Below are 25,029 nucleotides of genomic sequence, written 5' to 3' on the forward strand. Positions count from 1 at the left end.
CTACGCTTTTCCGTCATGATACTCATCACGACGGTGATCGTTTGGTACCTGTTCAAGGACATCGATTGGTCTGAGGTTTGGCTACTATTAGCACAATTTAATTACTGGTGGATCGCCCTGAGTATGGCTCTAGGCGTAATTAGCCATCTTTTACGTGCCTGGCGGTGGAAATTGTTGATGGATGCAGGAGGGCATAATGTTTGGTTCTGGAACAGCTTTTTTGCTGTCATGATCGGTTACTTGATGAATTCTGTCTTTCCTCGGTTAGGAGAAGTGAGCCGCTGTGGGGTGATGAATCGAAAAGAAAAAGTCCTCCTACCCTTTGCTTTGGGTACTGTGGTCACCGAAAGGATCATCGATCTCCTCATTTTGATCTTGATCTCTTTTATGACTCTTGCCCTTCAATTCAATCTGTTGAAAGACTATTACATCAAAGCAAAAGACTTTGTCTTCAACTCCCTCCAATCCAACTGGTGGCTTTTGATCATTCTTGGCCTTGTCGGCCTTTTGATCATTTGGTTTTGGAGAACCAGTCGTTTTCAGAATATTCCCATCATTAAGAAGCTGCAAGTATTCATTGATCAAGGTTTTCAAGGCGTTCGCAGCCTAAACAGCATTAAAAACAAAAAAGGGTTTTGGCTCGCCACCTTCAGTATTTGGGTGCTCTACTTCTTTATGTTGTACGTCATCACTCTTGGTTCTGAAGAAACAAAATACCTCGGTCCATTGGCCGGACTCTCGATCTTAGTAACCGGAAGTTTTGGCATGGCCTCGCCCACTCCTAACGGTATCGGGGCTTTTCATGCCTTAGTGGCAGGAGTACTCGTACTTTATGGCATAGCGTATGACACTGGAATAATTATTGCCACCATCTTGCACACATCCCAATTCGTCAGCATATTGGTGATGGGGGCCATGAGTTTACTTTTGGTCAACGTTTTGAATAAAAAAAGAAGTGCCGACAGCGCAAAAAATCAAAGATAGGAAAGAGGCAAAAACCTGGGCAGCAGAGATGCAGTCTGCAGGTAAAAAAGTCGTTTTCACAAATGGCTGCTTTGACATTCTTCATTTAGGCCACATCGACTATCTTGAAAAAGCAAGAAGTTTAGGAGATGCACTCATTGTTGGTCTAAATAGTGATGATTCGGTAAGAAGACTCAAGGGTTCTGAACGGCCCGTCAACAGCGAGCATGCGAGAGCGAGGCTTTTGGCAGCTCTTTCATTCGTCGACGCCGTTTGTCTATTCAAAGAAGACACTCCAGGCGAATTAATTGAAACCATTTTACCTGATATTCTCGTAAAAGGTGGAGACTACACCATTGAGACCATTGTGGGTGCAGAAACAGTCATACAAAATGGTGGAAAAGTAGAGACCATCACTTTAGTGGATGGTTTTTCAACAACAGGTATTATAGAAAAATTAAAAGGATAAACATGTTATTCGTACTAGTTATAGGCATAATGATCATCAGTTTTGTGGTACAACAACGACTGAAAGGCAAGTTCAAAAAGTATTCTCAAATCGGCTTGCAGAATGGACTAAGCGGAAGGGAAGTGGCGGAATTGATGTTAAAGGATAATGGCATCTATGATGTGAACATTGTTTCGGTTCAAGGAAGACTTACCGATCATTATAACCCGACGGATAAAACCGTTAACCTAAGCCCTGAAGTCTATGGAGGTCGATCTGTTATGGCAGCGGCGGTGGCGGCCCACGAATGTGGGCACGCTATTCAGCATGCCAAAGCCTACCGGCCATTAGAGGTGCGTTCTGCCCTAGTCCCAATTCAACAATTCGGGGGTAAAATGATCAACTTCATGTTCATGGCCCTACTATTAGGTGCTTTTGGTTTACAATTGATAAGCCCAACATTCGCCATTCTTGGCATTATTGGAGCCTATACCATCTTCACTCTTTTTGCTTTCATTACACTCCCGGTAGAATACGACGCCACTAAGCGAGCCCTCGCTTGGGTTGAGCAACGTAACATCACGACAGGAGAAGAGCATGCCATGGCCAAAGATGCACTCAATGCTGCCGCCAATACCTATTTAGTGGCTGCGCTGGGTTCACTTGCCATGCTGCTGTATTACGTGACCGCATTCTTAGGAAATGACTAGCATTTCAAGGTAAAATCACTACTTTTGCCTAACAAACGTTAGTTATGTTTTACCTATGAATTTTGAATTAACCGAGGAACAACTGGCGGTGCGCGATGCAGCCAGAGAATTTGCCCAAACGGAGCTTTTTCCGGGCGTTATAGAAAGAGACGAAAAACAACAATTCCCTGCCGAGCAGATCAAAAAAATGGGAGAGCTCGGTTTTATGGGAATGATGGTTGACCCTAAATATGGAGGTGGTGGAATGGACACCATATCCTACGTGTTGGCCATGGAAGAGATCTCAAAGATAGATGCCTCTGCCAGTGTCTGCATGTCGGTCAATAACAGCTTAGTATGCTGGGGACTTGAAAAGTTTGGTACTGAGGAACAAAAAAAGAAATACCTTAAGCCCCTTGCTTCAGGTGAAAAAATTGGCGCTTTCTGTTTATCTGAACCGGAGGCTGGTTCTGATGCTACTTCCCAAAAGACAACCGCTGAAGATAAAGGCGATCACTACCTCTTGAATGGAACAAAAAACTGGATCACTAACGGCAACAGTGCATCGGTTTACTTGGTCATTGCACAGACGGATCGCGAGAAAGGACACAAAGGAATCAATTGTTTGATCGTTGAAAAAGGAATGGACGGTTTCGTTGTGGGCAAAAAAGAAGATAAACTTGGCATCAGAGGTTCAGACACGCATTCATTGATGTTCACCGATGTGAAGGTTCCAAAAGAGAATCGTATTGGTGATGACGGATTTGGCTTCAAGTTCGCCATGTCGACACTCAATGGTGGACGAATTGGAATTGCTGCTCAAGCCTTAGGGATCGCTTCTGGTGCTTACGAATTAGCACTTGCTTATTCTAAAGAAAGAAAAGCCTTCGGCAAACCCATCAACCAACACCAGGCCATTCAATTCAAATTAGCCGACATGGCCACTGAAATTGATGCGGCACGCTTGCTTTGCCTAAAGGCGGCCTACTTGAAAGATCAAAAGCAAGACTTTGGAAAGGAAAGCGCCATGGCGAAGCTTTATGCTTCGAAAGTGGCAATGGACGTGACCATCGAGGCCGTTCAAGTACATGGAGGCTATGGTTATGTAAAAGAGTACCATGTTGAACGCCTTATGAGAGATGCAAAGATTACGCAGATCTACGAAGGCACATCAGAAATCCAAAAGATTGTTATCTCAAGAGAGTTAATCAAATAATTAGTATAGTTCTATATTTATGGCCATTGGTATAATTAATATTACCAATGGTCATTTTTTTTGCCCTAGTCCTAGATTAATACTAGTTTTGTAACACACTTTTTAAACTTTTAGCAACTCAACTATGGAAGATTACAATAAAATTATAGAATCCTTAGGGGTTCGATACATCAAAAGTCGTAACATGAAAGTGGTGAAACCTGTCACCATTGATAATTTTTACGATGTAGAAAATACCATCATCGTTGTCAACAACGGAGACGTTTATTTCGGAGACGATCAGGAAAAAGTGAGCGAAGGAGACATGCTCTTTATTCCCGGTGGCAAGCCGGTTCAAATCACCTTCGGATCGCTGACAGCTCACAAGATCAACAACGAGGATTTCATTTCTAACAAGAAAAAGTACCTCCAGAACGCCAGTGATACTGAGGTAAATGACTTCGACATTAATGGCTTCAGCCAGGTCATGTTCGAAGCCAAGGTGTTTGATTCGGTCAATTTCTTTTCGTCTTTGAACATCACTCCATTTGCCATCCGTTCGTCCAGTCACATTGCAGATCTGATCAGGTTGATCATAGAAGAAGATGGCTCTACAAAGGCGGGTAAAGGTCGTGTGATCAAAAACAACACCGATTACCTTGTTGTGGAGATCATTCGTTACATCCTTGATAATCGATTATTTGTAGAGCAGCTGGTAACAAACAGCACTTACTTTAAAGATCCTCGATTGATTGACATTTTCAACTACATCAAAGAGAACTTGGGTGGAGACCTGTCAAACAAGGTACTTGCCAAAGTAGCCAATGTATCTGAAGACTATGTAGGACAATATTTCAAAATGCTAACCGGCATCAACCCTCAAGATTACATTGAATACCAACGAATGGAAGCTGCGGTTGATCTTTTGAGAACAACCAAGAAAAGCATCCGTGACATTGGTCATGAGGTGGGCTATAAAGACACGGCATACTTCTGTCGAAGATTCAAGATGATGTTCGGAATTCCGGCAGGTAAAATGAGACGAAGAGAGAGCCTAATTAACGTTTAACGGCTCGTTCAACAGATGAACTAATTCAGAAACCTCGTTTAGAAAAGCGAGGTTTTTTTGTGCACCATTGCCCACAACTACTATGTCTGCACCTGCATTGAAGGCTTCTCTGGCTTTGTTCAACGTCGTTATTCCTCCACCTACGATCAGCGGACAGGCAACGGCAGCACGTAAGGCCCGAATAACTTTGGCCGAAACCGGGGCCTCTGCACCACTTCCGGCGTCCAAATACATTAAAGCCATCCCGAGCATTTCGCCGGCTAGCGCCGTGCTTGCTGCTATGCTGGGTTTGTCATTGGGGATGGGAATGGAATTGCTGATATAGGACGCACTGGTCGGCTTACCCGAATTGATCAAAAGATATCCTGTCGATAGCACCTCTAGCTTACTTCTTTTGAGGACTGGGGCCGCAATGACATGCTGGCCAATCAACAATTCCGGGTTTCTACCCGATATCAAACTCAAAAACAAAATAGCGTCTGCATTGCCATCGACCTGCATGGCATTTCGGGGAAAAATAACACATGGAATTTGTGTAGAAGACTTGATGAGATTGACGACAAAACTCATGCGGTCTGAAGTGACTAATGAGCCTCCGACAAAAAGAAAGTCTACTTTATTCTCGATTGCATGATTCAAGACCAGCCGAAGCTCTTGATCATTCAGGTCGTCCGGATCGATCAAGAATGCAATGGCTTTTCTTCCACGCTCTACCTGTTGTTTAATCTGGTCAATTACCTTAATCTTCATCACTAAGTCCTTGAAGAAACGCTTCTAACTTTGTTGACGCGAGTTTAAGTAGTGCTACTGTCGCCTTTTCGGTGACTTCATCTGTTAAAAAAGCACCATTAGTTTGGATTGGCTTGAAATTAGTCTTTTGATCATCATCGCTAAAAAAAGCCTTTTGCAAAAGACTAGCCACAACGGCCAATGACCCTGCGATCAGGGCATTTCGTACAATCTTCGACACTTCACCTTGTGCATGATCAACCTCGGCTTTTAAGGCCTTTTGATACGCTTCATTCTTTGCCAATAACTCTTCTCTATTCTTCATCATCAGAATCATTCAATGCATTCAAACTTTGCATCACTACATCGTAGATCACAGCTCTTTTAGCATACGCCAACAGTGCAAAAAGTAAATAGATCACGGCAACGATAACAAACCCTAAATAATCATTTGAAAGCAAATAATTAAGAAAACTTGCTAAACCAATCGACAATAAAAAAACAGCCATGGAAACGGCCAAGCCGATGAAAATGAAAATCACACCACGCGCAACTATCTTCTTAACTTCCGCCTCAACATCAAGCTTGATCAACTCAACCTTGGTTTCAATAAGGCCGGTCAATGAGGCTACTAACTTGTCAAAATCAAATAGTTTCAAACGGGGTTCTTTACCCGTAAAATTAATTAAAATTATTGGACGCCCACGAGCTGAGTGGTTTGTACCATTTTATTTTTGACTTCATAAAGCACAGATCGCACAAGCACCTTGTCCGTTGGGTCAAAGAGGTAATCTACTCTGGTTCCATCGCTCCTTCGAACGTCAAGCATAATCAATTTTTTTAGCCTTTGGTCACCCACTTTGTATTCACGATTTTCCAGACGGCTCTTGATCGTATCCTTCCTGTTGATCAGTGCGTTTTGAAAATTGTAGTAAACCACTTCATTGGGTGTACTAAATGCGGCAGATGTCTTGGCCAACAAATAAGACGTATCGGGAACGGATACACTTCCACCCTCCTCAATTTCATGGTAGATCAAAAAGCGTTTATCCCCATTAACACCTTCAGAGTTAAATGCCACCACACCTTGATGTCCACTACTTTCAGTTGTCGTGATCTGATAGGTATACGTTCTTCGCTGCGCATTATCTTTATTAATGTAAATCAATGTAAATGGCATCAAAAAGAAGGTGAAAATAATATAAGAGAAACCAAAGATCCTAGAGTCAAGCGTCAGCGCACCAAACTTGTAGGCTACTAATACTGGAAGTCTCCTTAAAAATGGAAAGGGTAAGAAAACCAGCACACCAATCAAATTGAAAAGCAGATGAACAAAAGCCAAACTTATGGCCGCTTCCGATTGACTGAAGGCCGCAATCAAAGCCGTAATGGTAGTCCCGATGTTCGCTCCTAAAATGAAGGGAAATGAACGTTTCAGTGTAACCCGGCCTGAAGCCACCAACGGAACGATCAATGACGTGGTAATCGAACTGGATTGTATAGCCGCTGTGATCAATGTGCCCCATCCAAATGACTTGTAAGGACTGGCAAAGATGAACTTCCGAAGTTTGAATTTAGATGTTCCAATAATCCTGTTCGAAATGGTTTTCGAAATCAATTTGATACTGACGAAAAGCAAAATCAAAGAGAGCGCCAAGGCTAGTAGAGGATTCGGCAGCCAGGTCAGGATATATTCAGCAATGCGTCCGAGGCCTACATTAAGTGCTTCCATTTCATTATTCGCGTTGAGTGCATCACCAAAAATACTGGTCAGGTAATTGGCACTCTTGCTCAAAACACCATAGTAATACTCCAAAGGAAAAAGAAGTATTACGGTGAAAATATTGAAAAAATCGTGTACTGAACCGGCAGAAATGGCCTTTCGGAATTCATTCTTATTTGTAATAAAACCTAGAGAGACCAATGTACTGGTCAATGTGGTACCAATGTTAGCTCCCATCACAACCGGTATTGCACTACCCAAGGATAAATAGCCTGTTGAAACAACGGCTACCGTCATCGCTGTAACCGTCGAACTGCTTTGAATGAGCGCTGCCGCTAATAATCCAATAAAGAGACCGATAAAAGGATTGGACGTGGCCAAGAGGATTCCCCTTGCGGTTTCCTGGCCCAACGAAGTAACGGCTTCACCTACCAAGTCGATGGATAATAAGAAAAGAAAGACCACAGGCAAAAAGGAAAGAATGGTGACATACCATTTCCTTGAATTCTGCCCGCTAACAATTTCTCTGACCACTACCCGATTAGATAAGGATTACCAAAAAATTCATAAATGCAAAAATAGCTCAATTGTCCACGCACAATTTGCTTTACATGTAAAGGCTTTGTTAACAAAAAACAACTTTAACGAATAGTAGAAATATTTTAACTCCTTATTAATCAATTTTTTACAAGATATAAGGTCTGCTACTCTTTACATCCAAATTACGACATGATTACGTGAACTTCTGTTTATTCAAAAAGAGTTTTACTTTTGTGGAGCTTACTATTGATTGTGACATCATTCAACCCATTCTGAAACTCCGATCGTGTCCTTTGAACTGATCTTAAACATTATCAAAATTCTTGGTGCACTTGGCCTCTTCATCTACGGTATGAAGGTGATGAGCGAGGGTATCCAAAAAGTAGCAGGCAACAAACTTAGGAGCGGATTGGCCTCGATGACAAATACGAGGCTTGGTGGAATTGTCACTGGTTTTATCACTACTTCGGTCATTCAGAGCTCTTCGGCCACCACCGTGATGATCGTGAGTTTTGTCAATGCCGGCTTGCTCACTTTAAGACAAGCCATTGGTGTGATCATGGGTGCCAACATTGGAACCACTGTCACTGCCTTGATCATTGTGATCTTCGGTTTTAAATTCAAAATTAGTGAATTTGCACTACCGGTCTTGGCACTAGCCATTCCTTTACTGTTTTCCAAGAAAGACAAATTCAAGTACTTCGGTGAATTTTTAGTAGGCTTTGCCATTCTCTTTATTGGCCTAGGTGCGTTAAAAGATCTAGTTCCCAACGAACTCTCTGCAGAAACACAAGCCTTCATTGGCCGGCTAGGCGAATTTGGCTTTATGTCTACGATCCTAATGGTAGTCGTTGGCACCTTGGTGACGATTGTCGTTCAATCTTCGAGTGCCGCCATTGCCATTACGCTAACCCTCTGCAACAAAGGCATTATTCCTTTCGAAATGGCTGCTGCCATAGTTTTAGGAGAAAATATTGGTACCACCATTACGGCTAATATTGCAGCGGTCGTAGGGAATACGCATGCCAAAAGAGCAGCTAGGGCACACTTGATCTTTAATGTGATTGGGATCATCTGGATGTTACTGGTCTTTACACCATTCCTTAATCTGATTGATAAAATTGTTGTTGGCTTAGGGCTGGGGTCACCTTTTGACAATGTTTCCTCCATTAAGGATGGCCTAACTGCCTTTCACATGTCCTTCAACATCATCAACACCCTATTTTTAGTGTGGCTTGTGGACCTGATCGCTAAGATCGTTACTCGAATGGTTCCTTCAAAAGAAGGTGACGACGAAGTTTTCAAATTGAAATACATCAGTTCTCCATTAGTCAAAACACCACAGCTCTCTTTACAAGAAGCTAAACTCGAAATTGCTCAATTCGGAGACATTTTGCGCGAATTAGGCAAAACTGGCAAAAAGATCTTGCAGAATAAGGATCCGAAAAAAGCCAGAGCCTACAAGACAAAAATTAATGAATTAGAACAAGTGACCGATCGTTTTGATGAAGAGGTCATCGAATTCATCATACAGATCACAAGTGAAGAGATGAGCCGTAGCAACTCTAGTGAAATTCGAAACATCATTAGCATATGTTCTACTTTCGAAGAGATCGGGGATGAATTTGTAAGACTGTCCATGAACCACGAGCGTCTCCAGAGCAAAAAAATTACACTAACGCAAACGCAGCTTACTCAATTACTCGCCCTCTATAAATTGCTGGAGGAAGCGATTGAGGTTACGGCAACCAACCTGAAACAAGACTTCGATACCTTAAACATCAAAAAGGCGCAAGATATTGAAGAGAATATCAACGCGAAGGTGATGAAGCTTCACAAGCAAAACTTGAAGGCTATTGAAGCCCAAGAATATCAGGTAAAATCAGGTGTAGTTTATAAAGATTTGATCACTACAATTGAAGTGATTGGAGACCATCTTTTGAATATTAGCGAGAGCGCTACTGGAAAGTACAGTGAGGAAGACCTAATTTAACCCAAGGCCTTAATTGCATTCCACGCCATAAAGCCAATCCCAATTTCTATAGCTTCCTCATCGACATTGAACTTCGGTGTGTGAACCCCTAATGTGGTGCCCTTAGCTTCGTTACCTGTTCCTAGGCGATAAAAACAAGAAGGTACCTTTTGGCTGTAATAGGCAAAATCCTCTGCGCCCAACCACAGGTCGAGGTCAACAATGTTTTCTTCACCCACATACGCAACCGCATTGGCCCTTGCATTAGCGGCTAATTCTTCATCATTATGTAAAAAAGGATAGCCGACATCAATGGTTACTTCGCAGCTGCCTCCCATGCCTTCAGCTATACTTGTGGCCATTTTCTTTATAAGTGAATGTGCCTTGAATCGCCAGCCTTCGTCAAGGGCCCTGAACGTACCCCCTAATTTCACCTCATCTGGAATGATGTTCTGAGCCGTTCCTCCATGAATCGTTCCAAAGGTGAGCACCGTGGGAGTCTTTGGGTCAGCATTCCTGCTGATCACTTGTTGTAGGGCCGTAATAATATGTGAAGCGATTACAATTGGATCTACTGCCTTATCAGGAAGCGCTGCATGTCCTCCCTTTCCCTTTACGGTAAGGTAGACCTCGTCAGCACTTGCCATATATTTTCCTGCTCGAAAGCCCAGTTTACCCGTTGGAATGTAGGGCATCACATGTTGGCCGAAAACCGCTTCTGTTGTCGGATTTTCTAAGGCCCCTGCTTTGATCATTAGCGAAGCTCCTCCAGGGTTCTTTTCCTCTCCCGGCTGAAAGATCAATTTGATACTGCCTTCGAATTCGTCTTTCAGTTCGTTCAGTATGAGTGCAGCACCCAAAACGCAAGAAGTATGAACATCATGCCCACATGCATGCATCACCCCCTCATTTTGAGAGCGATAAGGCACGTCATTCTCTTCTAAAATAGGAAGGGCATCCATGTCTCCCCTTAGGGCAATGACTTTCTTTCCTGGGTTCTTTCCTTCAATCAGTGCCGTGACCCCCGTTTCTGCAACGCCAACTGTGGGATTTAAGCCCATTGCTTTCAGCTGCTCAGCCACGTACTTGGCCGTTTCATATTCCTGATAGGATAATTCCGGATGGGCATGGATATGTCTTCGGAATTCAACCGTTTTTGCAAAATATTTTGAAGCAAGTACCTTAATTCTTTCCGATTCCATCGTCAACTGTAATTGGGAATTTCTCGGGAACAATGGCGGCAGAAGGGTAAGTAGCCTGGATCATTTTTAAGGTCGGTGCGGCTTCAAGTTGCTGAAAATATTGTCCGATCTTGACAAAATAGGTCGGTAACTTAAAACTAAATCGCGCTTCCTGATCAGGCATAAGGTCAAAGAGTCGATTCCTCACTTTTCCCGCTTCGATCTCGTCATTTCCTGAATAAACCAGGATCGTAAACCCATCGAATTGTCGAATGCTATCATTCCGCACATACATACTATCCACAATGGCACTTAACTCCTCGTCAATGGTAAACTCGCCAACAATGGCTTCATTAGGAACCACTTCCGTCTCCTCAGGCATTGACCTGATGGGGGCTTCTACTGATGGCCTATACTTAGATGCATCATCCGAATAGGCGTAATCCTCAACCTTTTTGACACTTTGAGGCACAGAGGGAGCCGCGCAGCTTCCCAGCAATAGGAAGCCAGACAATATCAACAGGGTATGTAGTAAGGTCTTATTCATCGATAACGATACAGCGACTGTTTTTAAGGTCCTCTTCAACTTGCTTAAACTTAACGTCTTTTTTCACCGAACCGTCTGTGTATTGAACAGAAACACGATCATTTCTTCCATACACTTTGTCGGATTTGATCGGCGCGATCTTTTCAGCAGGAGGTCTGTTCCTTGTATCTTGCCTTCCGGCCAAGGCACTTTGTGATTCTTCCTTCGACTCGTTATAGGATTGTCTTTTCGCACTTCTGGCTTCTTGAACTCGATTCGGATCTTCCGTTGGAATCATGGCTCTGGTTAAGAATGACACCGTTTCTTCATTCACCTTGGACAAGAAGGCCTTGAACATTTCAAACGCTTCAAACTTGTAGATCAGCAAGGGGTCCTTCTGCTCGTACACCGCGTTTTGAACCGATTGCTTCAAATCATCCATGTCGCGCAAATGTTCTTTCCAGGTCATGTCGATCACTCCAAGTGTAATGGCTTTTTCCATCGCCTTGATCATCTCGGCATTTTCGGTTTCAATGGTCTTCTCCAAATTCACTGCTACGCCGACCTGACGCTTGCCATCAGTAAAAGGAAGCAAGATGTTCTGCACAGTAGCTCCTCTTTCCTTCTTGATGTTCTTCATCAACGGCAGTGTAGCTTCAGCGATCTTCTTATTCTTTTCACGATACGCCGACAATAACTCTTCGAAAAGATCATTGGTCAAGCTATTCTCATCGCCTGTGGAAAAAGCATCTTCTGAGATCTTTGAGTCAAGTGATAATGTACTGATGCAATTCAGCTTAAAGGCATCGTAATCTACCCCAGCTTTGGCATTAGCTACAATTTCTTCGCAGGTATCATAAAGCATGTTCATGATGTCCAATTCAAGGCGCTCACCGTTCAAGGCATTCTTTCTGCGATCGTAGATCACCGTTCGCTGTTGGTTCATCACATCATCGTACTCCAAGAGTCGCTTTCGGATACCGAAGTTGTTTTCTTCTACTTTTTTCTGAGCCCTTTCGATGGATTTCGTGATCATGGAATGTTGGATCATCTCTCCTTCTTTCAAGCCCATTCGGTCCATTAACTTCGCAACCCGATCTGAGCCAAAAAGCCTCATCAAATTGTCTTCTAAGGAAACGAAGAATTGAGAAGAACCTGGATCTCCTTGACGCCCTGCACGTCCTCTTAACTGGCGATCGACTCGTCTAGACTCGTGCCGTTCCGTACCAATGATGGCCAACCCGCCGGCAGTTTTTGAATCAGGGTGTAATTTAATATCCGTTCCACGTCCCGCCATGTTCGTGGCAATGGTCACCGTCCCTGGCTTACCTGCCTCAGCCACCACATCGGCTTCCCGTGCATGTTGCTTTGCGTTAAGAACCTGGTGTTTGATCTTTTTAAGGTTGAGCATACGGCTCAGTACCTCAGAGATCTCTACAGATGTCGTACCAACCAAGACAGGCCTGCCGGCATCGGTCAATCTCACGATCTCGTCAACCACCGCATTGAATTTTTCTCGTACCGTTTTGAAGACCATGTCTTGGCGATCATCTCGAGCAATTGGCCTATTCGTTGGCATCACAACGGTATCCAATTCATAGATTTCCCAGAATTCTCCGGCTTCCGTCTCCGCAGTACCGGTCATGCCTGCCAACTTATGGTACATTCTGAAATAGTTCTGCAAGGTAATGGTAGCATAAGTTTGAGTAGCATCCTCCACCTTTACATTTTCCTTGGCTTCTATCGCTTGGTGTAAGCCATCGGAGTAGCGCCTTCCATCCATGACACGGCCCGTCTGCTCATCCACGATCTTGACCTTATTATCCGTGACGATGTACTCAGTGTCCTTTTCGAACATTGTATAGGCTTTCAACAACTGATTCACAGTATGAATACGCTGTGCCTTGATGCTATAGTCAGCAATGGCTTCGTCCTTCTTTTTAAGCTTCTCCTCGTCTGTTAGCGTTTCACTTTTCTCCAGTTGAGCAACGACATCACCGATATCCGTCAGAATAAAGAAATTCGGATCTTCTCCTTCACCAGTGATCAACTCCGTTCCTTTTTCTGTTAGGTTGACCGCATTTGACTTTTCGTCAATCGTAAAATACAAGGGCTCATCAGCCTTGGGCATGTTCTTTTGATTGTCTTGCAAGTAAAAATTCTCTGTCTTTTGAAGGGCCACCCGAATACCTGGTTCAGACAAGAACTTGATCAAGGGTTTGTATTTTGGCAAGCCTCTAAATGCCCTAAAGAGTGCTACTCCACCTTCTTCCTCATTTCCCTCTTTGAGCATGCGCTTGGCATCATTCAGGTATTGGCCGCAGAGTTTTCGTTGTGCGTCCACCAATTTTTGAATCCTCGGCTTCAATTCATAGAACTCATGTTCGTCTCCTTTTGGCACAGGACCTGAGATGATCAATGGCGTTCTTGCTTCATCAATTAACACGGAATCTACCTCATCGACCATCGCATAATGATGCTTTCTCTGCACCAACTCATTCTCATCGCGGGCCATGTTATCTCTCAGGTAGTCAAAGCCAAATTCGTTGTTTGTTCCGTAAGTAATATCTGCCTGATAGGCTTGTCTTCTTTCTTCCGAGTTTGGCTGGTGCTTGTCAATGCAGTCAATGGTCATTCCATGGAACTGGAATAAAGGAGCCATCCACTCAGAATCTCGCTTTGCCAAATAGTCATTCACTGTCACCACATGCACCCCTCGCCCAGATAAGGCGTTCAAGTATGCCGGCAAGGTGGCTACAAGCGTCTTCCCCTCTCCGGTAGCCATCTCAGCGATCTTCCCTTGGTGCAAGGTGATACCCCCAATAAGCTGAACATCATAGTGCAGCATCTCCCAGGTAATTTCATTACCCGCGGCCATCCATTTGTTGTGCCAAGTGGCGTTATCACCTTTGATCTCCACGTTGTTTCCCTTGGCGGCCATTTGTTTATCCAATAAGGTAGCCTGAACCACCATTTGATGATTCTCTTTGAACCTCCTGGCGGTTTCCTTTACCACGGCAAATGCCTCGGGAAGCAGGTCAAGCAAGATGACCTCTAACTGCTTATTTCTTTCCTCCTCGAGCTTGTCGATTCCCTCGAAAACCGCCTCTTTTTCTGAAATGCTCAGCGACTCGTCTTGCGAAACATTGGCATGCTGCTGTTCAAGTTCTATATCTATCTCCTTAAGGCCGCCTGCAATTCGTTGCTTGAATTCTGCGGTCTTGTTTCTCAATTCATCGTCACTGATATGTTGCAAGCGCTCAAATTCCTTATTGGTCTGCTCCACAAGAGGCATCACCTCTTTGATATCTCTGTCTGATTTGCTTCCGAAAAGCTTTGCAAGCCCTTTTGTCAGTATGCTCATGTCAAAATTTTAATGCACTAAAGTTATATGGTACATGCCGAAATACGAAGGTAAGTCCTTATTAATTAGACCCTAATTACCCCCTCAAAAACAGCTTCTGCCGGACCAATCAAGTAAATGTTGGTAAAACGATTCTTCTCTTTTTCAAATCGCACCTCTAAGTCGCCCCCAACAGCTTTCAGCAACACCCGAGTTACGTCGTGTTGACGACCAAAAGCCAAGGCAGCGGCAGTGCAGCCAGTACCACATGAGAGGGTTTCTCCCTCTACTCCTCTTTCGTATGTCCTGATCTTTAACCCTTCTGCGATGGGCTCTACCAAGTTCACATTAACACCCTCTTGTTCGAAACGAGGGCTATACCGAATGGTATGCCCTTCTTTGATCATGTCCTTTTCGGCAAGACCTTGTACAAATTGAATGTAATGCGGAGAACCCGTATCAATGAGATAATCTTCCCCAATTTGCTCAACTTCGTCGACGTCATGCATTAACAAATGCACACGATCTTGTTGAATGAAGGCATGATGGATCCCATCAATGGCCTTAAACTCAGTGGAGTCATTGATGATCCCCAATTGACGCGCGAACATTACGGCACAACGACTTCCATTTCCGCATAAGGATTGAGAGCCGTCCGGATTATAGTAGACCATTTCGAAGTCAGCCTGATCACTCCCTTCTATTAGAATAACACCATCCGCTCCGATACCAAATCTCCTGTCACACAACTTTGTGATCAAAGAGAGGTTCTCTTTTGGGAATTGATCGTCGCGATTATCGATCATGACAAAATCATTTCCTGTGCCTTGGAATTTGAAGAATTGAAAGGTCTGCATACAAAAGATTCTTTCGGTTGTTTACAATTAACGCGCCTAAAACAAAATGGTGACAAAATGGCGGTAAGACTATTTATCCTTTTTGGTAAACATCCACCTAATGCCGATAGCTCCCATGGTGTAGGTATCGAGCTCTGATAAGGCCACTGAAGCCTCTGCGTTGATGCCGAATTGAGGCAGTTTTTCAATAGGCTTTACAACAAACCCAAAGGAAGGAGATAGTGTAAAGCTCTCCTCGAAACGAATTCCAGCCCCGATACCACTGTACAAATTGAAGAATTGGTCCTTCTTAATATTGTAATTTATGTTGAGCTGAGGATTGAATGAAGCAATGTCAAGGCCCAGTCTAAACTCTCCCCAGAATCTTTTCTCCCAGTTGGTGTTGACCGCTATGGTACTGACCACATCTGAATGCAAGTAGCCAAGACCCACTTGTGCGTTGGCGAACGTGACAGTAGAAATGAATAATATAAGAAATAAAACTTTGCGCATGATTTCCTCAATTTAATCAAAACGGCCAAAACCTAAACAAAAAAACCCCATGTCAAGGAGTTGACATGGGGTTTCAATTTCATGCGAGAGAAGCTTATTTGTTAAGCTTTTCTTTGATTCTTGCTGCCTTACCTTGTCTACCTCTCAAGTAGAACAATTTAGCTCTTCTCACTTTACCTTTTCTTACCACCTCGATCTTATCGATGTTTGGTGAAAGCAAAGGGAAAATTCTTTCCACGCCGATACCACCTGAGATCTTTCTTACAGAAAAAGTCTCGCCGTTGGTTCCAGAGTTTTTTCGTTGGATCACAGTACCTTGGTACTGCTGGATTCTTTCCTTGTTACCTTCTTTGATCTTTACGTGAACATTGATTGTGTCACCCGGATTAAATGAAGGAAGTTGAGCTCTTCTTTCGTTAGCTTCTTCTTCTATAAATTTGATCAGATCGCTCATGATTTCTTATTGTCTTATCCAGTCTTTGAAAACGGACTGCAAATATAGAAATTACTTTTTGATTTACAGCCCAGTAGCAAAAAATTATTCGTCTAAAATATCAGGTCTTCTTGCCTTGGTTCTTTCCACCGCCTGACCGTGGCGCCACTCCTCAATTTTACCCGCGTGACCTGATAAAAGCACCTCTGGGACTGGCATTTCTTTGTATACTGCCGGGCGTGTGTAAACGGGCGGAGCCAGTAAATTGTCTTGAAATGAATCGGTCAAGGCCGAGGTCTCATCTGACAGCACACCAGGAATTAACCGGATCAAGGCATCAGACAATACGGCGGCGGCCAACTCCCCTCCAGAAAGCACATAATCACCTACACTGATTTCACGGGTAATGAAAGCATCTCTCACGCGTTGATCAACCCCCTTATAATGACCACAAAGAATAATGATATTCTTTTTTAAGGAGAGCCCATTGCAAATGCCTTGATTCAACTGTTCTCCATCAGGAGTCATGTAGATGACTTCATCATAACTACGTTCCGACTTAAGCTTTGTGATGCAATTATCTATGGGCTCAATCATCATGACCATCCCGGCACCACCACCGAAGGCATAATCGTCCAATTGTCGGTGCTTTCCTAAGCCAAAGTCTCGCAGATCATGCACATGCACTTCAGCCAGTCCTTTATCTTGCGCCCTTTGAAGAATAGAATGCGAAAAAGGACCTTCGAGAAGTTTTGGTAAACAAGTAATGATGTCAATTCTCATCGTCTTGTAAATATAGATCCACTAAACCTTCTGCCACCCGTAGCGATAAGACCTGATTCGGTTTATCGAGGCGAACTTTCAATTCTTCTGTGTAGGGAATAAGCAATTCTTTTCCTGAAACATGTTGCACCACAAGGGTAAGTTGAGGCCCCATCTCCAGTACATTCAGGATCTTTCCTAGTTCTTGCTCGCTTGTGGCATCGCTTACTTGAAAACCAATGAGTTCGTGCAAATAGAATTCCTCATCATCCAGTTCAGGTAGAGCAGCCAAAGGCAAAAACAGCTTGAGCCCCTTAAGTGGTGTAGCCTGCTCTATGGCATGAATGTCCTCAAACGCAACAATTGCCCTTTGGGCATTAAGACTAATCGATTCAATAAAAAAAGGAACCAGCTGTTGTCCTTGCTGGACAAAAACTGATTCCAAATTTCTATAAGCACTCGGATCATCTGAGTCAATGAAGACTTGAACTTCACCTTTTAACCCATGCGGTTTGATGATGTAACCCAATTGATAACAATCATCAATATGCATGATGTGCTATTTAGTCTTCTTTCTTAGACTCTTCTTCAGCTGGAGCTTCTTCCGTTGCCGGAGCCGCCTCTTCCGCTGCTGCTTCTGGCCCTTCTTCAGTAGCTTCCGCTGCTGGAGCTGCTACTTCTTCCACTGTTTCTTCCGAAGCTTCAGCTTCTGGTGCTGCTTCCTCTTCTACAACTGGAGCGTTTGCCGCTTCCAATTCTGCCTTCTTAGCAGCAAGTGCTTCAGCTCTCGCTGCGCTTACTTTTGCTTCGGCATCTAGCCTCGCTTTTCTAGCAGCTTCCTTGTCTTTCGCAAGTCTGTCTGCTTTGCCTGCGATCTTCGCATCCTTATCAGCAAGCCATGCTTCAAATTTCTTATCCGCTTCTTCTTGCGTCATAGCGCCTTTGATCACACCAATTTGAAGGTGTTTCTTTAACATCAACCCTCTGTACGAAAGCATTGCTTTTACCGTATCTGTTGGTTGGGCACCGTCCATTAACCATTTGAATGCTCTGTCGTTATCAATTTTGATAGCTGCAGGATCCACATTAGGGTTATATGTACCGATCTTTTCAATAAAGCGACCATCCCGTGGTGCTCTAGCGTCTGCGATGACTACATCGTACATCGCTCTTTTTTTGCGGCCTCTTCTGGCCAATCTAATTTTTACTGCCATTGTTATAAGTATGGTTAATGAGGATCACGTCCTCTCTTCTTCTAGGAACACGTCCTGAAAAAGGACTGCAAAGATAATTGAATTTTTATTTATACGCCTCGTCACCCTAAATAATTTCAAACCGACTCACCAAATGGAGAAAAGCAGTAACAGAAGATGGTTTTTCTATTCTATTTGTATAACCGCATATACAATTATTATATCTAAAACATTCCATTTACATTTGTACTACATTTAGTTCGTGGCATTTATGGACAATTATACGTATATCAGCAACGCCGACCCCAAAGCACTTGAATCCATGTATCAGCAATACACCGCTGATCCTGAGTCAGTCGATGAAGGGTGGAAAAAATTCTTTGAGGGTTTTGATTTCGCGCAGGAAAAATTCCCAATGCTCCCCAATGGACAGGCGACCGCCAGTCCAGCCAAAGGGGGCATCTCTGCCAAAGAAGTTCAGGTACAAAAGCTAATCCACGCTTATCGATCTAGAGCACACCTTCGCTCCAAAACGAACCCAGTGCGAGAACGGAAAGATAGAAAGCCCATCTTAGACCTGGAAGATTTTGGCTTAAGCAAAGGCGATCTTCAAACAGAATTCGCTGCAGGAAATGAATTGGGCATTGGCAAAGCAAGCCTCCAAAAAATCATAGATACCCTTAAGTATATCTATGAAGGAACTGTTGGTTTTGAATACCTCTATGTCCGTAATCCGGAAAAACTCGCTTGGCTTCAGCAGCGCATTGAAAAAGATGCCATGGCATTCAACCCAAGCACTGAGCAACGCAAGCGAATTTTAAGCAAGCTCAACGAAGCGGTTGTTTTTGAAAACTTTCTGCACACCAAATACCTCGGACAAAAACGTTTTTCTCTTGAGGGTGGCGAAACCACCATCCCTGCACTCGATGCCATCATTAATAAAGGTGCCGAACTTGGCGTGGAAGAGGTCATGATCGGTATGGCCCATAGGGGTCGATTAAATGTGCTGGCCAATATCATGGGGAAAACCTATGAGCAAATCTTCAATGAATTTGAGGGAGGTGCAACACCTGACCTCACGATGGGAGATGGTGACGTGAAGTACCACTTGGGTTTTTCAAGTCAGATCGAAACGCAATCAGGTAAAACAGTAGAAGTGAAACTCGCACCTAACCCTTCTCACCTCGAAGCCGTCAATCCTGTGGTTGAAGGATTTGTGAGAGCAAAAGGTGATGAAGAATACAACCGCGACCGATCTAAGGTACTCCCCATCCTGATACATGGCGATGCTGCCGTGGCCGGTCAAGGCATTGTTTATGAAGTAACACAAATGAGCCAGCTCGATGGCTACAAGACGGGCGGAACCATTCATTTTGTGATCAATAACCAGGTTGGCTTTACAACTGACTTTGATGACGCCAGATCCTCTATCTATAGCACCGATGTGGCTAAAATGATCGATGCTCCCGTATTGCACGTGAATGGCGATGATCCGGAGGCTGTTGTTTTCTGCGTTCAATTTGCCACTGAATACAGACAGAAATTTGGAGACGACATATTTGTTGACATGGTATGCTACAGGCGCCATGGCCACAACGAAAGCGATGAACCTAAGTTCACGCAACCGTCGCTCTATAATATCATATCGAAACATGCCAACCCGAGAGAGGTCTATAATAAGAAGTTGATAGAAAAAGGTGAGATCGAAGGCCAGCTTGCTAAGAAAATGGACAAAGAGTTCCGTGCGCTTCTTCAAGACCGTTTGAACATGGTCAAAGAGACGCCACTGCCATATACCTACCAACCCTTGGAAGAAGCCTGGAGAACCTTAAGACGATCTACTCCGGACGATTTTCACCAGTCCCCTGAAACTGGTGTTTCTCAAAAGGTGGTGGATCAGGTAGCCAAAGCACTGACCTCATTACCTGAAGGTTTTAAACCGATCAAACAGATCGAAAAGCAATTGAAACAGCGCAAGGACATGTTCTTCAAAGACAAATCCTTGAACTGGGCGGCCGGAGAATTACTGGCCTATGGATCCTTAATGCTAGACGATAAAAAGGTGAGAATTTCAGGACAAGATGTGCAGCGAGGCACTTTTAGCCATCGCCATGCTGTCTTGCGCGATGCCAATACGAACGAAGCCTACAACAGCTTGAATTCGCTAGAAAGCAAATATCCATTTGAGATCTACAACTCACTGCTATCTGAATTTGGTGTAATGGGATTTGAATTTGGATATGCTTTGGCCAATCCAAATGCCTTGACCATTTGGGAGGCTCAGTTTGGTGATTTTGCCAATGGAGCACAAGTAATGGTCGATCAGTTCGTATCATGTTCAGAAACCAAATGGCAGCGAATGAACGGTCTTGTTCTCTTATTGCCTCATGGATATGAAGGACAGGGGCCTGAGCATTCTAACGCTCGACCGGAACGGTACCTTCAACTCTGTGCCGAATACAATATGGTTGTTGCCAATATTACCACTCCGGCAAACCTATTCCATGCCTTTAGACGACAGTTGGCCTGGGAATTCAGAAAACCGCTGGTCATCATGTCACCAAAGTCTCTGTTGAGACACCCTAAGGTGATGTCACCAATAGCAGATTTCACAACTGGTAGGTTCAAAGAAGTCATCGCTGACGAAGTTACCGATACTAAAAAGGTGAAAAAAGTGATTCTCTGTTCTGGAAAGGTGTATTACGACCTGCTGGAAAGAAAAGAGAAAGACAAACGCAACGACGTGGCTCTGGTGAGAATTGAACAACTCCATCCGTTCCCAACAAAGCAAGTAGACGAATTACTAAGTCAATTTAATTCGCCTGAACTGGTCTGGTGTCAAGAAGAGCCGGAAAACATGGGCTATTGGAGCTACATCTTAAGAGCTTATCCAAGTAAATCATTTAAGCTCGTGTCAAGAAAAGCCAGTGCATCCCCGGCAACGGGTTATGCCAAAGTACACAACAAAGAACAAGAAGAAATCATCAATAACGCTTTCGCGTAAATCAATAAAGCTATGAGTTTGGAAATCAAAGTACCTACCGTTGGTGAATCGATCACTGAAGTAACCATCGCCCAATGGTTCAAAAAAGAAGGCGAACAGGTTGAAATGGATGAGGTCATTTGTGAGCTGGAATCAGATAAGGCCACATTCGAATTAAACGCGGAAGCGGCAGGAACGCTTCATATCAAAGCCGAAGAAGGCGATACTCTCGCTATCGGTGATGTCATCTGCGAGATCGATGAATCGGCTGCTGCCGACCAACCGAAGCAAGACCAGCCAACTAAATCAGAAGAGAGCAAAGGCCAGGACCAAAAGAGTGAAGGGCCCAAATCTACTGGGGAGATCAAAGAAATGATCGTACCAACTGTCGGCGAATCGATCACCGAAGTGACCCTCTCTACCTGGCTAAAAGAAGATGGCGATTACGTTGAACTCGACGAAGTCATCGCAGAAGTAGATTCTGACAAAGCGACTTTCGAGCTGCCTGCCGAAGCCAATGGCATCTTGCGCATTGAAGCGCAAGAAGGCGACACCCTTGAAATTGGCGCCTTGATTTGTAAGATCGAGGTGATGGAGGGCGGTGCCCCAGCTGAAACAAGCAGTAAACCAAGCACCCAGGAGAGTGCGTCAACGAGTACCTCTTCGGCGAACGAAACCTACGCGTCAGGTCACGCATCACCCGCTGCTGCCAAAATTCTAGCAGAAAAAGGTATTGACCCTAAAGAGGTGAAAGGCACCGGCGTCGATGGGCGCATCACGAAAGAAGATGCTGAAAAAGCGCAAAAAAGCAGCAAACCTGCAACCTCAGCTAAACAAGAGACGAAGGACGAGCCTCAGCAGATTCAAGCTCCAGGCAGCCGAAACGAACGCAAGGAGAAGATGTCTTCTTTAAGAAAAACGGTTTCCCGACGACTGGTTTCGGTGAAAAACGAAACTGCTATGCTGACCACATTCAACGAGGTCAACATGGCACCGATCATGGAACTGAGAAAAAAATACAAAGAGCGTTTCAAAGACAAATACGAAGTGAACTTGGGCTTTATGTCGTTCTTTACCAAAGCCGTGACCATGGCCTTAGCCGAGTGGCCTGCCGTCAATGCTCGTATTGAGGGAGATGAGATCGTGTATAGCGATTTTGCTGATGTATCCATTGCGGTTTCCGCTCCTAAAGGATTAATGGTTCCTGTGATCCGCAATGCAGAATCGATGAGTTTCGAGCAGATCGAAAAAGAAGTAGTCCGATTGGCCACAAAAGCACGAGACGGTAAACTCTCTATTGATGAAATGACTGGCGGAACATTCACCATTACCAATGGTGGTATCTTCGGATCGATGCTGTCGACGCCAATCATCAACGCTCCTCAATCGGCCATTTTGGGCATGCACAACATCGTGGAAAGACCTATGGCCGTAAATGGTGAAGTAAAAATCCTTCCCATCATGTACGTAGCCTTATCCTATGACCACAGAATTGTCGACGGCCGTGAGTCTGTCAGCTTCCTGGTACGGGTAAAAGAGCTTCTCGAAGACCCCACTAGACTTTTGTTAGGAATATAATCGCACTACTCAATACGCAATTCTAAATACGAATAAGATGAAATACGATGTAACAGTAATTGGTTCTGGTCCTGGTGGTTATGTTGCCGCTATTCGTTGTGCTCAATTGGGTATGAAAACTGCGATCATTGAAAAGTATGACACCCTGGGTGGCACATGCCTCAATGTTGGTTGTATCCCGTCGAAAGCACTACTCGATTCTTCAGAGCATTACCACAATGCCGCACATACCTTCGAAACGCACGGTATTGAGTTGAAAGACCTAAAGGTTAACTTTGACCAAATGATCGAGCGTAAGCGTGGTGTTGTCAATGACAACGTCAATGGCATTGCTTTCTTGATGAAGAAAAACAAGATCGACGTTCATACAGGCTTAGGGTCATTCATTGATAAAAACAACATCAAAATAACTGATAAAGAGGGCAAAGAGACCCAGCTTGAAACCGAAAAGGTCATCCTTGCAACGGGTTCAAAACCTGCCTCTCTCCCCTTTATTACCATTGACAAGAAAAGAGTGATCACCTCAACGGAAGCTTTGGAGCTGAAAGAAATCCCTAAGCACATGATCATAATTGGTGGAGGTGTCATTGGCATGGAGCTAGGTTCCGTTTATGGTCGATTAGGGGCAGAAGTATCCGTCGTCGAATTCATGGACGAGATCATCCCATCAATGGACAAAACCATGGGCAAAGAGCTTAAGAAATCATTGAAGAAATTAGGCTTCAATTTCTATTTAGGCCATAAGGTGACGGAAGTAAAAAGTACAGCCAAAACAGTCTCGGTCAAAGCTGAGAACAAGAAAGGCGAAACTATCGATATTAAAGGGGATTACTGCCTAGTCTCCATCGGCAGAAAGCCATATACCGAAGGTTTAGGATTGGAAAACGTTGGCATCAGCACGGATGATAGAGGAAGAATTGAGGTCAACGAACACCTCCAGACGGCGGTTGATTCTATTTACGCCATTGGTGATGTCATCAAAGGGGCCATGTTGGCACACAAAGCGGAAGAAGAAGGATCATTTGTTGCCGAAGTAATATCAGGCCAAAAGCCCCACATCGACTACAATCTCATTCCTGGCGTGGTATACACATGGCCAGAAGTCGCTTCTGTGGGTAAAACAGAAGAGCAACTGAAAGAAGCCGGCGTTGCCTACAAAACAGGATCTTTCCCTTTCAAGGCTTCGGGCAGGGCAAGAGCATCGATGGATACTGATGGTGTGGTCAAAGTACTTGCTGATAAAAGTACCGATGAGATTCTTGGGGTACATATGATTGGTCCCAGAACTGCTGACATGATAGCCGAAGCCGTTGTGGCCATGGAATACCGAGCCAGCGCCGAGGACATTGCACGGATGTCTCACGCGCACCCAACTTACACAGAAGCGTTCAAAGAAGCTTGCTTGGCCGCAACTGACAATAGAGCCTTACACATTTAGCTTCACATCGGAATTGAAACAAAAAAAGGCCACAAAGAGGCCTTTTTTTGTTTCCTAAGTAAATGACCTATAGCCCAAATTGAGTCATTTACCAATGTTTGCAGGCGATATCTTTCTGAACTTTATCATGAACAACAACTCGTAGGAACGTGTTGGCTAAATTTTAACTCATGAAATCAATAAGAAATATATCGGCAATTATTGGCCTAGCATTAGGCATCCTCATTGTGATATAGGCGATTTAGGTACAGGTCGACGGTTGACATTAGGCCATAAAAAAAGCCAATCAATTACGACTGGCTTATGCTTTTATCGTTGGTCAATCAATTATTTGCTTGTTCTTTTTCCTTCCATCGGAAAAGCATCCTCACCTAAATAAACGACCCCGGAAAACGTATCCCCGTCAAAGGCCACTTCGATGTCAGCGCCGGTCCCCATCACTTCTATAGAAGCCGTCATGTTCGTATCGACCACATCTACTCCCATTAACTCCAAGGTACCGAACTGATCGGTGGACAAAGTACCCGTATAAGCACCCGGTGAACCCGAGATCGTCATCGTACCTCCACTTCCTCCATCAGGGGTGTCCACATAATATTCCCAACTTCCTGTTGGATCATACGCTTTCTTTTTTGCTTTTGCCGTTGTGCCTGAGCCAGAAGCGGCACAACTAGCGATAAAAAATAGGGTAGCGAACATTAAGGCCGCAGTCTTCATTTGTTTGGATACTCTCTTCATGTTTGAATATACTTAGTTCGTCTGTTGAAAATACACAAATTTTCTTTTTATGACCCGGTGGACGATGGATTTTGAATGGCCGCCGCAAAGATTTCGTGATTAGGGAATTGAAGTTTTGATTGTTGGACGAATACCATAACTTTGCCCCAATTTAGACCTAAGTCAATAAGTCGATCT

At 44.0% G+C, this 25,029-nt stretch carries 23 protein-coding genes; 9 read left to right on the forward strand and 14 right to left on the reverse strand.

Annotated features, from left to right (window positions below):
- Positions 1 to 15: 15 nt before the first annotated feature.
- The 5 genes from AC2D6U_RS09895 (at position 16) to AC2D6U_RS09915 (ending at position 4,364) form a co-directional block, all read left to right on the forward strand.
- Complete coding sequence (locus tag AC2D6U_RS09895) at positions 16 to 984, forward strand: lysylphosphatidylglycerol synthase transmembrane domain-containing protein (RefSeq protein WP_484720820.1); 969 nt, start codon at positions 16 to 18, stop codon at positions 982 to 984.
- Positions 985 to 1,012: 28 nt separating this feature from the next.
- On the forward strand, positions 1,013 to 1,432 hold the full coding sequence (rfaE2, locus tag AC2D6U_RS09900) for a D-glycero-beta-D-manno-heptose 1-phosphate adenylyltransferase (RefSeq protein WP_484721763.1): 420 nt from the start codon (positions 1,013 to 1,015) through the stop codon (positions 1,430 to 1,432).
- Positions 1,433 to 1,434: 2 nt separating this feature from the next.
- Positions 1,435 to 2,121 (forward strand): zinc metallopeptidase, encoded by a 687-nt coding sequence (locus AC2D6U_RS09905; RefSeq protein ID WP_484720821.1) that lies wholly within the window; start codon positions 1,435 to 1,437, stop codon positions 2,119 to 2,121.
- A 55-nt stretch (positions 2,122 to 2,176) separates the two neighbouring features.
- Complete coding sequence (locus AC2D6U_RS09910) at positions 2,177 to 3,316, forward strand: acyl-CoA dehydrogenase (RefSeq protein WP_484720822.1); 1,140 nt, start codon at positions 2,177 to 2,179, stop codon at positions 3,314 to 3,316.
- Positions 3,317 to 3,440: 124 nt separating this feature from the next.
- Positions 3,441 to 4,364 (forward strand): helix-turn-helix domain-containing protein, encoded by a 924-nt coding sequence (locus tag AC2D6U_RS09915; RefSeq protein WP_484720823.1) that lies wholly within the window; start codon positions 3,441 to 3,443, stop codon positions 4,362 to 4,364.
- Here the strand turns inward: AC2D6U_RS09915 and AC2D6U_RS09920 are convergent.
- The 4 genes from AC2D6U_RS09920 to AC2D6U_RS09935 are packed head-to-tail and all read right to left on the reverse strand — an operon-like array spanning position 4,350 to position 7,350.
- A complete protein-coding gene (locus AC2D6U_RS09920) occupies positions 4,350 to 5,114 on the reverse strand; it encodes a phosphoglycerol geranylgeranyltransferase (RefSeq protein ID WP_484720824.1) in 765 nt (254 codons plus the stop codon). The two genes, AC2D6U_RS09915 and AC2D6U_RS09920, sit on opposite strands and share 15 nt — an antisense overlap.
- Positions 5,104 to 5,421, reverse strand: coding sequence for a hypothetical protein (locus tag AC2D6U_RS09925; protein WP_484720825.1), 318 nt, complete (start codon positions 5,419 to 5,421; stop codon positions 5,104 to 5,106). Before AC2D6U_RS09925 ends, AC2D6U_RS09920 begins: the two co-directional genes overlap by 11 nt.
- Complete coding sequence (locus tag AC2D6U_RS09930) at positions 5,408 to 5,752, reverse strand: phage holin family protein (protein WP_484720826.1); 345 nt, start codon at positions 5,750 to 5,752, stop codon at positions 5,408 to 5,410. Before AC2D6U_RS09930 ends, AC2D6U_RS09925 begins: the two co-directional genes overlap by 14 nt.
- A 32-nt stretch (positions 5,753 to 5,784) precedes the next feature.
- The gene (locus tag AC2D6U_RS09935) at positions 5,785 to 7,350 is read right to left on the reverse strand and encodes a Na/Pi symporter (RefSeq protein WP_484720827.1); all 1,566 of its coding nucleotides are present in this window, start codon (positions 7,348 to 7,350) and stop codon (positions 5,785 to 5,787) included.
- A 292-nt stretch (positions 7,351 to 7,642) separates the two neighbouring features.
- Between AC2D6U_RS09935 and AC2D6U_RS09940 the strand changes: the two genes are divergently transcribed.
- Entirely contained in the window at positions 7,643 to 9,349 is a 1,707-nt protein-coding gene (locus AC2D6U_RS09940) for a Na/Pi cotransporter family protein (protein WP_484720828.1), read from the forward strand.
- Here AC2D6U_RS09940 and AC2D6U_RS09945 read toward each other — a convergent pair.
- From AC2D6U_RS09945 to AC2D6U_RS09985, 9 genes are all read right to left on the reverse strand, one after another.
- Positions 9,346 to 10,530, reverse strand: coding sequence for a M20 metallopeptidase family protein (locus AC2D6U_RS09945; RefSeq protein ID WP_484720829.1), 1,185 nt, complete (start codon positions 10,528 to 10,530; stop codon positions 9,346 to 9,348). The genes AC2D6U_RS09940 and AC2D6U_RS09945 overlap by 4 nt on opposite strands.
- On the reverse strand, positions 10,511 to 11,056 hold the full coding sequence (locus AC2D6U_RS09950) for a hypothetical protein (RefSeq protein WP_484720830.1): 546 nt from the start codon (positions 11,054 to 11,056) through the stop codon (positions 10,511 to 10,513). Before AC2D6U_RS09950 ends, AC2D6U_RS09945 begins: the two co-directional genes overlap by 20 nt.
- Positions 11,049 to 14,399: a preprotein translocase subunit SecA gene (gene secA, locus AC2D6U_RS09955; protein ID WP_484720831.1), complete on the reverse strand. Its 3,351-nt coding sequence runs from the start codon at positions 14,397 to 14,399 to the stop codon at positions 11,049 to 11,051. Before secA ends, AC2D6U_RS09950 begins: the two co-directional genes overlap by 8 nt.
- A gap of 65 nt (positions 14,400 to 14,464) precedes the next feature.
- Positions 14,465 to 15,235, reverse strand: coding sequence for a diaminopimelate epimerase (dapF, locus tag AC2D6U_RS09960; RefSeq protein WP_484720832.1), 771 nt, complete (start codon positions 15,233 to 15,235; stop codon positions 14,465 to 14,467).
- Positions 15,236 to 15,304: 69 nt separating this feature from the next.
- The gene (locus AC2D6U_RS09965; protein ID WP_484720833.1) at positions 15,305 to 15,727 is read right to left on the reverse strand and encodes a hypothetical protein; all 423 of its coding nucleotides are present in this window, start codon (positions 15,725 to 15,727) and stop codon (positions 15,305 to 15,307) included.
- 94 nt (positions 15,728 to 15,821) lie between these two features.
- Complete coding sequence (gene rplS / locus AC2D6U_RS09970) at positions 15,822 to 16,181, reverse strand: 50S ribosomal protein L19 (protein ID WP_484720834.1); 360 nt, start codon at positions 16,179 to 16,181, stop codon at positions 15,822 to 15,824.
- An 84-nt stretch (positions 16,182 to 16,265) separates the two neighbouring features.
- Positions 16,266 to 16,943, reverse strand: coding sequence for a tRNA (guanosine(37)-N1)-methyltransferase TrmD (gene trmD / locus AC2D6U_RS09975; protein ID WP_484720835.1), 678 nt, complete (start codon positions 16,941 to 16,943; stop codon positions 16,266 to 16,268).
- A complete protein-coding gene (rimM, locus tag AC2D6U_RS09980; RefSeq protein ID WP_484720836.1) occupies positions 16,933 to 17,475 on the reverse strand; it encodes a ribosome maturation factor RimM in 543 nt (180 codons plus the stop codon). The genes trmD and rimM overlap by 11 nt, the downstream gene beginning before the upstream one ends.
- Positions 17,476 to 17,485: 10 nt before the next feature.
- Entirely contained in the window at positions 17,486 to 18,136 is a 651-nt protein-coding gene (locus AC2D6U_RS09985) for a 30S ribosomal protein S16 (RefSeq protein WP_484720837.1), read from the reverse strand.
- A gap of 250 nt (positions 18,137 to 18,386) precedes the next feature.
- On the opposite strand from AC2D6U_RS09985, the gene AC2D6U_RS09990 reads away from it, so the two are divergent.
- Genes AC2D6U_RS09990 through lpdA form a run of 3 tightly spaced genes read left to right on the forward strand, consistent with a single transcriptional unit; the run spans position 18,387 to position 24,114 of the window.
- Positions 18,387 to 21,119, forward strand: a complete 2,733-nt coding sequence (locus AC2D6U_RS09990) for a 2-oxoglutarate dehydrogenase E1 component (protein WP_484720838.1) — start codon at positions 18,387 to 18,389, stop codon at positions 21,117 to 21,119.
- Between the two features lie 12 nt (positions 21,120 to 21,131).
- Entirely contained in the window at positions 21,132 to 22,676 is a 1,545-nt protein-coding gene (gene odhB, locus AC2D6U_RS09995) for a 2-oxoglutarate dehydrogenase complex dihydrolipoyllysine-residue succinyltransferase (RefSeq protein WP_484720839.1), read from the forward strand.
- Positions 22,677 to 22,713: 37 nt separating this feature from the next.
- Positions 22,714 to 24,114, forward strand: a complete 1,401-nt coding sequence (gene lpdA, locus AC2D6U_RS10000; RefSeq protein ID WP_484720840.1) for a dihydrolipoyl dehydrogenase — start codon at positions 22,714 to 22,716, stop codon at positions 24,112 to 24,114.
- 327 nt (positions 24,115 to 24,441) lie between these two features.
- On the opposite strand, the gene AC2D6U_RS10005 is transcribed toward lpdA, so the two are convergent.
- The gene (locus AC2D6U_RS10005; RefSeq protein ID WP_484720841.1) at positions 24,442 to 24,852 is read right to left on the reverse strand and encodes a hypothetical protein; all 411 of its coding nucleotides are present in this window, start codon (positions 24,850 to 24,852) and stop codon (positions 24,442 to 24,444) included.
- Between the last annotated feature and the right edge of the window lie 177 nt (positions 24,853 to 25,029).

The sequence above is a fragment of the Roseivirga sp. YIW32 genome (genome assembly GCF_057219245.1).